Here is a 12,160-nt window from a genome sequence, read left to right as displayed (position 1 = left end):
CGCCTGCCCGAATGAACTCCGATCACGTAGAAGCCGGCCCGGCGCCCAGGCACTCCCCGGGGACTCACACTCCACTGCCCGCGAGGCCACCACACATCACCGCCGGAAAGCCGCCCATCACGAGCCGGTCCGCACAAGCTCGACCCAGACGCAGCGCGCACCCGAGGGCCGGTCCTTCACACCCCAGTTCTTGGCGCACGCCGCAATCAGCATCAGCCCGCGGCCGTCCTCTTCCATGTGCCTGGTGACGCTGCGAACCATAGGTTCCTCGTCGCCGCCCTGGTCGACGACCTCGATACGAACCAGGTCATCCACGAAGTGGACGAGCACGAGGAACCATCCTCGGTACCAGCCGCTCCGTGTGTGCTTGACGGCGTTGGCCGCCAGCTCGCCGACGACCAGGACGGCGTCGTCGACCAGCTCTGCGGTCTCGTCCTCCAGCAACGCGGCGACGAAGTGACGGGCCTGGGCAACCTGCCAGGTCAGGCCGGGGAACATCCGGCACCAGCTTTTGGGCATGAGAAACACTCCTCCTCGTCTAGGGGGCTAGACGACTCAGCGAGCAGAGTATTCCCACGCGTGGCCGGTCGACCAGGCATCTTGAGGAATTATTCCTCTAATGGGTGGTGGAGTCCTCCAACTCCTGGAACTCCCGCATCACACGAACCAGGAGCTCGCGCGCCTCGCGGCCGAAGACGGCCGCCCCCTCGAAGCGCCGGAAGGTCTCCTCATACGCGGCAACCTCGTCGGAGTCCTCGACGACTCGCTCACCGCGGAAGGCTTCCACCACGACCGCCCGCCGGTCGCACAAGGTGAACCCGTGCCGGGGCATGACCGGCACCGCACGACGCCACGGGATCACCCCCAGGCGCACAGTGCTCAGACTCTCGACAGCCAGCAGCCGGTCAAACTGGGCGAGCATGAGCGAAGGACCCCCCGGCCAGGTTCGCAACACCCCTTCGGTCAGCACGAACACCGACTCACGGCCCGGCTCGTACAAGAGGCTTTGCCGCTCGACACGAGCAGCGACAGCGCGACCGACGGCTTCCGGCGTCGAGTACGGCGCACTGGCGAAGACGTGCCGAGCGTACTCGGCGCTCTGAAGCATGGCCGGCAGAACGACGCACTGGAACGACCGGACCAGCCGAGCAGACCGCACCGCCTCATCGAGGACTGTTCCAGCGGGAACCTCCTCGCCGGACAGCGGCACTGCGCCTGGCGCGGCTTCCACTGCGGCCAAGAGGTCACGCACCTCGCGAGAGGTCGGCTCGTCCAGGTCGAGAGCGACCGACAGACGGCCCAGAACATCGAGGCTGGGAACCATGCGCCCGTTCTCGACCTTCGACACGGTCGGTTGCCCCACCCCAGCCCGCTGCGCCAGGACGGCGCCCGTCAGGCCAGCCTCTGTACGAAGTCCCCGCAGACGCACCCCCAGCGCCTTCATCAGCTCTCGCCTCTCGCTCCCCATACCCAGGGTTCTACACCACCGAGCGGAGGGAGCTCCTGTTAGGAGTTGAGGACCGAGTCAGCGGCAGAGCTCCATGATCGCGTCATCGAAGTCTGGGAACTCACGGGTGGCCTGCTCTATGACGGCAGCTGCCGGCTGCCGCCGGTCGGCCGCGAATCGTTCCGCGACGGCCACGAAGTCGCGGTTAAGCGACGGCATCCAGTCAGGTTCATCCGAGGTGGCTGCTTCACAAGGGCCGAAGCCACCAGCCAGCAGCCACAAGAAGGCACCCAGATCACGCGCCACGACGCCGGTCTCGCCTTCAGAACCGAGGAAGACCACAGGCTGATCGGCGAGCGGGCAGCTGGGCCGGATCACCCAGAACGCCGCGTATCCGCCCGACCCGTCTTGCCCGAACACGCGGAACCGGTCGCCACTCAGCTCCGCATTCCCCGTCCAGGCCTGGAACCAGTCGGCGGTCTCCTCCGCAGACAGGAACTCCTGGAAGGGTTCAAAGTCGACCCCGTCGCCGTCGTTGTAGTCGAACGGGAGCGCCAGCGCGGCGGCAAGGGCAGCTGGGAACTGCCGATCATCGGTAGGGATCACGCGGACAGGCTAACGGCCAGCGTGTCCCTGATGCCTGGTGTGCAGGGTTCGCCCTCGCCTTGCCACACGCCGCAACGACGTGCACAGAAAAGCCGATCACGGCCACCGTCAGCTGGGACCGAAGTGTCAAGCATCTCCCGGGACCGGACAGCACAGCCCCACGAGCATGATTCAAAGTTTCTCTACTGGTTCAAGGCGGCTCGCTCCGCTCACCGCGCGCGGCCCGGCCCCCGGCCGGGCCTGCGCTCCTGTCTCCGCCCCGCTCCAGCCCGGCCGGCGCCCGTGCCGCGCACAGAGCAATCAGCCGCCTGATGCCAGAGAAGGGGTACGTCGTGGCTGGGGCGGTCGGCTCCACGGCTTTAGGCAGCCACTTTGGCGCGAGCCTCGAAGATCATGGCCCCAACGTCGTGCTTTACCGGGCAGGTCCACAGACTGCCCGACGCGCCGGAAGCTTACGGGGCCATGATCACTCGCGCCAAAGCAGCTCCAGCCCAAAGCCGCTCCGCCGACCTTTCATCTGGCCGCGCACGTATGATTTGCGGCGGATGGCTCGACGCGCGAGTAGTCCCGGACGGCATCCCAAAGGGCGTAGCTTTAACTGCCAGCAGAAACGGAAAGATAATCCATATCCAACTGCTCAGTACGCCGAATGTCTTCCATACTGAAGAGCTCGGTGGTGGTCACCTGCGCGGAAATGGATTTGATAACCCCAGTGGGCTCACACAGTGACACCCATGCATGTGCCAAGGCCATCCACGCCTTAACCCCATCCGTGCCTGATGAGGTCGCAACATTCCGGGCTGCCTCAACGATAGAAACAGAAGGCAGGTTGGGGCTACCTTTGGGCCAGGTTTCCACTTCGGGTAGCACAGTGGGTTCCAGTATGAAATGGAGCACTACCTCAATGGATTCAGCGCCCCAATTCGGCAGCGCTTCCGCACGTATCTGATGAATCTGCCGCAGGGCAGAACCTTCGTCGCTACCCTTTCCGTGCTTAGATACGATCTTGGACCGAAACCGAACCATAGAGTCATGGAGATCGTCCGGGAACGCAAACCTACCAAAGCGACGCGCTACTACCGCCGCGAAGTTTCGGATCTCCTCGTCGGTTTCGACTCCATGAATCGGCTCTTGTCCGACCAAGACACTCTTCTCGACGGTAAATGTCCGAGTCAGATCCGCAGCCTGATCTTCACCGAGCTGCGGCAGCCAAACAAACTGAGTCGACTCATACTTCTGGATCTGGCGAAGCTGATCGGCAGGAATGCTCCGCACAGGACAGAGCTGGATAAACGGCTGTACTGAAACGTGTCTAACCACGTCACATGTCTGCGAAACAACCGCATAGCCTCCGGGCTCCATGGAGTCCAAAATGGCCAGCTCGGGAGGCTGCACGTCAGCAGTCGCTAGCGGAACACCTTCAGCCTCACGCAAAGCCTCAGCGGCAGGGGTCAGGGGGCGACTCAAATCAACGAGGCGCACGGCGGAGACGTTCTTCAGCACGTCACCTTGACGCCAGCGGGTCAACACGTCACTTACCTGTTTACAGATGTGTGACCCTTGATCGTCAGCCGCTTCCTGGCTCCCCATTCACGCTCCGGTCGGCAGCCTTGCCCAGACGACGGCCGCCACGAACGACTTCCGTGCCCGACAAGGGAGTTGGTTCAGTTGCTGCCAACAGCGTAGCCGCTCGAAGCTCCCCGCGAAGCGGCTTCTCTCGGCACTTCAGCTGATAGTCGACCATCAGTTGGTACGGCGAACGCTCCCCTGGGGCAGCCGCGAGCAGGTACCGCTTGGTAGCTTCTGCGTTTCCCTGATCATGCTCCCGCACCACGGCAAGGTGACGCCCAAGTAGAGCAGCATGATGGTCCGTCATGCGCCCTCCCGCAGCCCACATGTGCACTGCGCGCCGGCTGACGCCAAAGATCCGAGCCACCTGCTGCCAGCTGAGGCCAGACCGCTCTCTGAGCACGCGGACTTCGGCTGCTGTGCCGATTTGCCCCTCAAGAACAGGGCGAGGGGCCACCGCCGTTCCATCGCCCGTCTGGAAGCTGACGTAGGCGATCTCTTCCTGGCGGGGCGGAGCGGCGTACGCTGTGCTAGCTGTTCCCGTGACTCCCCAAAAGCTAAGCACTGCGGCCGATATCATGCGAACAGGCTTAGAGAAGTCGCTGTTCACTCGCGACCCTGTTGCCTCAGTTCGGGAACCGAAGGGAAGTGAAAGGGCAGTCACCTGAAACTCCTTACGAATAGTGTTCCAGGAAATCGTCAGTGACGAGCGCCCTGAACGCTCGGTAGGCGGCGTCGGCCAGGTCTCGAACTCGCGCAGATACGTCTTCAGGCGAGTAATCCTCAGCCTTGTCAGTGAACGCGTCCAAGTCGAGCGCACAACTTAGTTCCGAAAGGACTGGAATCGTAGGTTCGACCATCCCGCCCGGCGGAACCCATGCGCTTCGAATCAGCATTTTGTCGGACGCCTCAACGAAGAGCATTTCGTTTACTGATTGAATCAGCGCGGCCTTTTCCGTTGATCGCGAAAGAGTCCACCCCGCTACGAGGTGGGGGCTGAGAAATCTGCCAATGTCTTCGAGAGGACTTCCGGTGATCTGATTGATGTACCGGACTCCGATACGGTCACACAGTACCGGCTCGCCTACCTCCGCAAGAGCCTCAAGTACGCCTTTCAAGCGGGCGCAAAAATCGTCTCTGGAGGTGTAATCCGAAGTCTCAAGAGAAACGAAACCATCAGAAAAGGAAACCTGCCAACGGCTCGCCTTATCATGCAACTGCCAAACGCCTGCTTGTCCCTCTTGCTGCATCACTCCGTTGGGCGTGATGACAAGGTTAACGCCGGTCTTTTGGCGGACAATCGGATAGGCCTTGCGCAATAGACTACTAAGACGATGCTGACCGTCACCAAGTGCAATCTCTGGTACCGATGGGAAGCGGACCTGGGTCAGCACCCGCGTCAGCGGAGCCCGACTCAAGGGCACCTCGATCGCAGGCATGTCTCCGAACAGTCCGTCTCCCATGCTTCACACTCTACTTCACACCCACCCGCGGCGCACCCGCCTTGCCCCATGTGGGAGGCCCGGGCCCTCACCTCGATGACGGCAGGACCAGCGACTAACCAGGCCGTGCCTGGCGGGCACGGGAGCCTCCAGGAGCTCCAGCACCAGAGCCCTGCTGAGCTGCCCCGCACCACCTTTGGGACGTGCGGAACCGGGCGATCTTCTGGTAGCTCTGTGAACTGCAGAAACAATCGAAGTATCCGCGCCTTCCGGAGCCGTTGCTCTCAGCAGTGAAGTACAGCGACCACTCCTGCCGCAGCCGGTTAACTGGCAGCCGCAAGGCGGTGTACGTCTGAGCCCGGCTGAGTGTCTATCTGAGTGACAACGGTGACGGACAAGGACGTACACCAGCAGACCGGTACTGCAGGTGAGCGGCGCCCCATACCCAATGAACAGCCTTCACCCAAGTCGCTTGAGGACGAGGGGCTCACGTCGTGCCCGAGCCAGCAGGGGGCCGACTATCAGGACACATGCAGTCGAATCGACGGCGACTCAGTGATCCTTATTCGCCATGCTGAGGGCAACTACCACACCCGCAGCAGCGATCACGACCGCGGCGATCAGGTAGGGAGGGGCAGCATCTCGGCACCCAGGCCATCTGTGAAACGTCGCGGAGAGCGCGGATCCGCATGAGTAGGTCACGCCTTGGCTAGTGAAACCGACCGGCAGCAGCGCGACGATGACAGCCGCAGCACTGGCAACCACGGCAACGATTTTGGCTCGAGTACGAGGTGGCACTTGCGTCCTCTCAATATGGCCAATACTGCTGACGGAGGCGGCCCGGGCAACCCTACGGCTCCCACCGACCGCTCAGCCACCGTTTACAGCAGAGGCGAGCGCATGCACCGTCATGGCTCAGAACTGCTGTACAGGAATCGCAAGTAGTCGGCACTGCACCGTGCTTGTCGTCGCTAGAGGTTCCGTGGACGCTACTTGACCCACCTTGACCCACCTTGGCCAGCTTTAGTCGGCACAAGGAGGCATGGCGTAGCCGAGCCCCGTGCCGGCCGCATCCCAGGTCTGCGGTCGGCACTTCTTGGAGGCGCCCAACCTCTGGGCAGTCACAGTCGCAGCACGAGAGCACGGAGAGCGCGGCACTGATCACTCGCTGGGGCGAGGACGGTATGGGCCAGATGCTGTGCGCCCTTCTCTTCTGCGGTACCTCCGATCGGCCCTCTAGTGGACAGGTGGCGGCATGGAACGGAATCCAGCCGCATGGTTGCAACCCACTTTCAGCCCACGCACCTCACTGTCACACTGCTAAGCAGGGCGAGCAGCTCGCCCCACTAGTGACCTCGGGGGAGGGTGAGCGATGGCGCAGCAACGGAGGGGCCATTACCGGGCGGCCACGTACGTAAGGCCGACGGTGGTCTCAAGAAGGGCGAAGAAGCCTTCAACGTGGGTGATCGTGACGTTGGCGGTCGTTGCCATCGCTCTCTGGAACACGATCTTCGGAAGCGACTCAGATCAGCCGAGTACAACTCCTCAGCAAACAAGTCCAACTGCCCATGGCTCGCCTGCCCGCTAGTCGCCGGGACTAGCGGGACTTCGGTCGCCCAATTCGCCCAGCTAGTGTCCGCCAGGCAGCTCCTATCCTTGCGGCAGGTTTCGCCACCTGCGCTTCTGACGGGTGCGCAGTACCGACGGACTTCGGCGCGTCCACCCGTAGTCTCGCCCAGACCACATGCCACTGCTCCACTTGTTCTTCCGGCACGCCACAAGCGGATAGGAAGGCTGGGGTAGCTGTCCATGTTGTGGGGAGACTCTCGCGATTGAGCAGCGTCCTGACGCTGCCCTCCGAGATCCGTCCGTCTGACCGTTGGCTGACAGCCCTTTGCGTCAAGCCGCACCTCTGGCGCACATCCCGAAGCCTGGCGATGAAATCCTGAGCGGTACGCACACCGTCCGGGGCAGGCCAAACGCGACTGACTGAGTCTGCGCCAACGGTGCCCACAGGCGGACTGGGTAGGAAAGCTCGGTTCCGCCCGAGCGCTAGTCGAGCGCTGGTGTTCCTGTTGCGAGCCTGCGGTATGGGACGCCTCTTGGCCCCGAGTGAGCGGCGCAGATGCCGGTAAACGAAATCGAGCTCCAGGAGCTCCGGCCCATCCGGGATGCCTGCGCGCAGAACTTCCAGAAGCTCGCCGGTGAAGGCTGTGTACCTCTCGCCGGGCGGAGCAAGGGCGTAGCTCGTCTCCGATGCTGCCGCCAAGAGGTAGCTTCCTTCGACAGAAGCTTGATCGGCCAGTTCCGGCGTGCCGGCCATCGTCCCCAGGGCCAAGCCGGCGAAGCAGCAGTCCAACACAAGCACATGGCGCTCTGCCGGGCCTGCGAGAACAGCCTGACGCAACCAGTCGTAGGGAAGTGCCGACCCTACCCACTGCTGGTGGGACTTTGGTAGCGCAAGTTGCAGGGCATTCTGCAGGTCGATCAGCCCGTGCCCGGCGTAGTACACGAGAAGCGTGTCGCGGGCGTGCTCGACCGCGGATCGCAACTCCTCCATCACTTCATCGTTGGATGCCGGGTTCAACATAACTACGCAGTTCTGCGGTGGCAGCCCCCAGGCGGTGGGGAGGCAGAGAGCCTCTGCAAGCGCTGTGAGGTTATTAGCGACAGCCGGTAGCTGCTCCAGGTGGTCGAACTGACTGGAGCCAATCAGTAGGGCTCGTGATGCTCCTGGGTCGGGCAGCGCACTCACTCGTCCTGCCCTTCCCCGGTCTGCCCCTCACTCAGGATCCGGATCACGCGCTCTACTTCCTCGTCGCTGCAGTTCGTGAGCGAGACGGTGGTGTCCTCACGGCTAATCGTGATCTGTGGACTCTGCGATCGCGCCCGTTTCCACGCCACAACGGCCATCACGAATGAAGCCGCGCTCCACCCGTTCTCGGTGACCAGCTTGATCACTTCGACGGCAGAGCCCATCTGTCCCGGCTGGAACGATCCGTCCTGCAGTTCAATGGTGGCCGATCGGCGCACAGTCGCGTCACTTCGTAACCAAGCGTGGAGTGAGCGCAGCTCACCCGCACCGTGTTCCATGCGCAGATCAACGTGCACAACGTGCCCCTCCCCGTACCAACTGATCTTGCTCAACGTCTGCGATCCCATCGTCGGTCAAAGTCGCAGCGGGTGAGAGACGTTCACAGGAACGCGCACGAAGACGTTGCGTGAGACGAGCCGCCTTCTTCTGGCTGACGCCGATCATGCGGGCCACGACTGGGCCGTCTCTGGGCCGTCCGAGGTCGCTCGACAGTGGCCAATGACGACCAACGACGACCACCGGGCGCACGTGCCCACCGCCTCTGAGCAGCGGAAACGCAGGTCACCAAGATCCCCGGCAAGACCCAGGGCAAGAAGAAGTAGTCCGGTTGCGTCCGGCATTCCGCTGTGAAGCTTCGCCCCTGAAACTGCAGCAGGCGGTTTAGCCGTTTTGCACTCAAGGAGTGTCTTCGATTCCTACGCTTAGTCACCTGTGACAACAGGATGACGAACGGTCAGGAGTGCTTGTGAGTACGGAGATCGTCGAACTGATGGAGCAGGCAACGCCGTACCTGTCGGCCGCAGTGACCGCATACGGAGCAGCAGTTCTGAGCCGGGCCGAGGATGCGGCTGTGGGTGCCGCGGTCGAGGGGACGGCGGGTCTGGGGCAGCGGATTCTGCATCTGGTGTGGCGCCGACGGAACGAGGAAGGTCGGGCGGCTTTGGCGGGCGCGGTGGCGACGGCTGCCGAGGAGCCGGACGACGCGGATGCGGCGGGGGCGTTGCGGCATCAACTCAAGCAAGCGTTGCGGGAGGATGCGGAGTTGGTGCGTGAGCTGGCGGCGTTGCTGCCCGCACCGGGTGGGGTGACGGTGAACGTGTCCGGGACGCGGGCGATCGGCGCGCAGCACATCGGCATCGCTGCCTCCGGCGACAACACCACCATCCACCCGCAGCAATGAGTGCGCGGGGTCCGGGGGAGCCGATGGGGGTGAGGGCGTCCGGTGAGCGGTCGATCGGGGCCGAGTCGATCGGGGTGGCGATCAGCGGGGACAACGCGCGGGTAGTGGTGCTGCCGGCGCAGGCCGTGCACTGGGCTCACACCGTTCGGGCTCCGGCGAAGGCCGGGTTCCTGCCGGAGTCGGTGTCAGGAGTCTTCGTCGGCCGTGAGCGCGAGCTGACCGAGCTGCGGGAGATGCTGACGGGCCAGGGCTCGGCCGCCGTGGTCCAGCCGCAGCAGCCCGTGTCGCGAGCACGGGCGATCCACGGGCTAGGCGGGGTCGGCAAGAGCACCCTGGCCCTGCACTACGCCGACCGCTACCGCGGTGAATACGGGCTGGTGTGGTGGATCGCCGCCGAGTCCCCCGAGTCGATCGTGACCAGCCTCGCCGCAATCACCACGCGGTTGTGCCCGCAGTGGGCACAGACAGTCGGTACGGACGAGCGGGCAGCTTGGGCGATCACCTGGCTTCAGGCCCACCCCGACTGGCTGCTGATCTTCGACAACGTCGAGGATCCGGCGCACCTGCGCCCCTACCTGGGCACCCTGGACGGCGGGCATCACCTTGCCACCAGCCGAAAAGCCACCGGATGGCACGCAATCGCCCCCGCCATACCCCTGGGCCTGCTCCCCACGGGGGAGGCCACCGACCTGCTGTGCGCCATCGCCTTCCCCGGCCAAACTTTCACCGGTGCCCAGCGGGAGGCGGCGCGTCGGCTAGCCGAGGATCTGGGGTGCCTGCCGCTGGCCCTGGAACAGGCTGGCGCCTACGCCTACCGGACCGGCACCGACCTCGACACCTACCGCCACTCGCTGGGACTCGTGCTGGATGAGGACCGTGACGTCAACGACCCGGAGCGCACCATCGCCCGGATCTGGGACCAGACCCTCACCGCCATCACCGCTCGCGACCCGCTGGCCGTCACCCTCCTGCACACCATGGCCTGGCTGGCCCCCGACGACATCCCCCGCGCATTCCTCGCGCCCCTCGCCCCCGACTCCCTCGCACTGGGTAACGCCCTGGGTGAGCTGCACGCGTACAACATGATCGCCTTCACCGACGATCGCCAAGGCGTGAGTGTCCACCGCCTGGTACAAACCGTCCTGCGCACCCGCACGCCGACCGAATCGGATCCGGATATCTACGCCCCGGGCCGCGCAGAGGCAGAACAAGCCGTTCGCGAGGCTCTGCCGACTCCGCTGAATGACTCTCTGCCCGAACCGGTGGCGCTGTGGAATCAACTGCTGCCGCACGTCTTGGCCCTGGCTGAGTCCACACCACCGGGTACCCCCGCCTCAGCCGACTCCATCGGCACCTACTACCAGGCCATCGATTACCTGTACCGACAAGGCCGCAACGCCCACGCCATCCCACTGGGCACCGCCGCTCTCACCCAATGCGAACAATTGCTGGGCGACACCCACCACAACACCCTGACTATCCGGCACAACCTCGCGCTCGCCCACCGGGAGGCGGGCGACCTGGGCCGAGCCATCACCCTGCTGGAAGCCAATGTCGCCCAGAGCGAGCAGATCCTCGGCAACACCCACCCCAACACCCTGATCGGCCGCAACCAACTCGCCAGCACCTACCGGGAGGCGGGCGACCTGGGCCGAGCCATCCCCCTGTTCGAAGCAACTTTCGCCCAGAGCGAGCAGACCCTCAGCAACACCCACCCCAACACCCTGACCATCCGCAACAACCTCGCCAGCGCCTACCAGGAGGCAGGCGACCTGGGCCGAGCCATCCCCCTGTTCGAAGCCACTGTCGCCCACAGCGAGCAGATCCACGGCAACACCCACCCCAACACCCTGATCCGCCGCAACAACCTCGCCAGCGCCTACCAGGAGGCAGGCGACCTGGGCCGAGCCATCCCCCTGCTGGAAGCCACTGTCGCCCACAGCGAGCAGACCCTCGGCAACACCCACCCCAACACCCTGACCATCCGCAACAACCTCGCCAGCGCCTACCAGGAGGCAGGCGACCTGGGCCGAGCCATCCCCCTGTTCGAAGCCAATGTCGCCCACAGCGAGCAGATCCACGGCAACACCCACCCCAACACCCTGATCCGCCGCAACAACCTCGCCAGCGCCTACCAGGAGGCAGGCGACCTGGGCCGAGCCATCCCCCTGTTCGAAGCCAATGTCGCCCACAGCGAGCAGATCCTCGGCAACACCCACCCCAACACCCTGATCCGCCGCAACAACCTCGCCAGCGCCTACCAGGAGGCGGGCGACCTGGGCCGAGCCATCCCCCTGTTCGAAGCCGCTGTCGCCCACAGCGAGCAGATCCTCGGCAACACCCACCCCAACACCCTGACCATCCGCAACAACCTCGCCACCGCCCGTCAACAGGCCGAAGCCGTACAGCACGGAAGTACAGCAACCTCAGCGACCAAGACTGCGCCTCAAAAGCCGCCCACGGCTGATTGAGCAGCCCGAAAACCATTCATGACCTTCCCGCCGAGAGTTCGGGACGAAGAGGTCGTGGGTTCAAATCCCGCCACCCCGACAGCTAAATAGCAGATCAGAGGGCCCTTACCGAATCGGTAAGGGCCCTCTGGCGTTGCTGCGTGTCTAACTGCGTGACTATCGATTCCTGAGTGCTCGACTGCGTGACTACAGCAGCTACGGCCGCCGCGCATCGGTCCCGAAGATGCCGTCCATGGCGACGGCCCCGGTCTGGATGACGGGCCGGATCTGCTTCCGGTAGACCTCCTCCGTCACAGCCGGCACGGTCGGTTGCCCCACGCCGGCACGTTGCGTCAAGACGGCGCCCGTCAGGCCAGCTTCTGTTCGGAATCCTCGAAGGCGCGCCCCAAACGCCTTCATCAGCTCCCGTCGCTCACTCCCCATACCCACCCAGGGTTCTACACCACAGAGCCGCAGGAGCCGCGCCCGCGAGCCTGATGATCAGCGCGGCAGCTGGACCATGATTCAAGCTTTCTCTACTGGTTCAAGCCCCGGCTGCGCTCCGCTCCGCCGGGCGCGCTCACGGCTCCGCTCGGGGCGCCGCTCCTGCCTCCGGCTCGCCCCGCCCCGGCTGCGCCTCCGCGCGCCCAC

9 protein-coding genes and 1 pseudogene are annotated in these 12,160 nt (G+C 64.3%); 2 read left to right on the top strand and 8 right to left on the bottom strand.

Features of this window, described 5'->3' with window-relative positions:
• Positions 1 to 117: 117 nt before the first annotated feature.
• From BG482_RS09100 to BG482_RS09075, 7 genes are all read right to left on the bottom strand, one after another.
• Positions 118 to 519, bottom strand: a complete 402-nt coding sequence (locus BG482_RS09100; RefSeq protein ID WP_069768390.1) for an ATP-binding protein — start codon at positions 517 to 519, stop codon at positions 118 to 120.
• Positions 520 to 616: 97 nt separating this feature from the next.
• Positions 617 to 1,468: a helix-turn-helix transcriptional regulator gene (locus BG482_RS09095; protein ID WP_079141700.1), complete on the bottom strand. Its 852-nt coding sequence runs from the start codon at positions 1,466 to 1,468 to the stop codon at positions 617 to 619.
• A gap of 57 nt (positions 1,469 to 1,525) precedes the next feature.
• The gene (locus tag BG482_RS09090; protein ID WP_069768389.1) at positions 1,526 to 2,053 is read right to left on the bottom strand and encodes a hypothetical protein; all 528 of its coding nucleotides are present in this window, start codon (positions 2,051 to 2,053) and stop codon (positions 1,526 to 1,528) included.
• Positions 2,054 to 2,647: 594 nt separating this feature from the next.
• On the bottom strand, positions 2,648 to 3,556 hold the full coding sequence (locus tag BG482_RS43400) for a hypothetical protein (protein WP_141746561.1): 909 nt from the start codon (positions 3,554 to 3,556) through the stop codon (positions 2,648 to 2,650).
• A gap of 740 nt (positions 3,557 to 4,296) precedes the next feature.
• Positions 4,297 to 5,085, bottom strand: coding sequence for a TIGR04255 family protein (locus BG482_RS40730; RefSeq protein WP_079141699.1), 789 nt, complete (start codon positions 5,083 to 5,085; stop codon positions 4,297 to 4,299).
• 1,576 nt (positions 5,086 to 6,661) lie between these two features.
• Positions 6,662 to 7,819, bottom strand: coding sequence for a caspase family protein (locus BG482_RS40725; protein WP_079141698.1), 1,158 nt, complete (start codon positions 7,817 to 7,819; stop codon positions 6,662 to 6,664).
• Complete coding sequence (locus BG482_RS09075; protein WP_256096313.1) at positions 7,816 to 8,211, bottom strand: hypothetical protein; 396 nt, start codon at positions 8,209 to 8,211, stop codon at positions 7,816 to 7,818. The genes BG482_RS40725 and BG482_RS09075 overlap by 4 nt, the downstream gene beginning before the upstream one ends.
• 413 nt (positions 8,212 to 8,624) lie before the next feature.
• On the opposite strand from BG482_RS09075, the gene BG482_RS09070 reads away from it, so the two are divergent.
• Entirely contained in the window at positions 8,625 to 9,059 is a 435-nt protein-coding gene (locus tag BG482_RS09070) for a hypothetical protein (protein WP_256096312.1), read from the top strand.
• Positions 9,060 to 9,082: 23 nt separating this feature from the next.
• Positions 9,083 to 11,530 carry an FxSxx-COOH system tetratricopeptide repeat protein gene (gene fxsT, locus BG482_RS09065; protein WP_069768386.1) on the top strand — a complete coding sequence of 816 codons (2,448 nt, stop codon included), beginning with the start codon at positions 9,083 to 9,085 and terminating at the stop codon, positions 11,528 to 11,530.
• A 195-nt stretch (positions 11,531 to 11,725) separates the two neighbouring features.
• Here the strand turns inward: fxsT and BG482_RS42450 are convergent.
• Positions 11,726 to 11,827 (bottom strand): annotated as a pseudogene (locus BG482_RS42450) (site-specific integrase); the annotation flags it as partial.
• Between the last annotated feature and the right edge of the window lie 333 nt (positions 11,828 to 12,160).

Source organism: Streptomyces sp. LUP30 (assembly GCF_001746365.1).
GTDB lineage: Bacteria > Actinomycetota > Actinomycetes > Streptomycetales > Streptomycetaceae > Streptomyces.
The sequence above is the reverse complement of the archived record's forward strand: the minus strand, read 5'-3'. Positions and strand labels throughout refer to the sequence as shown.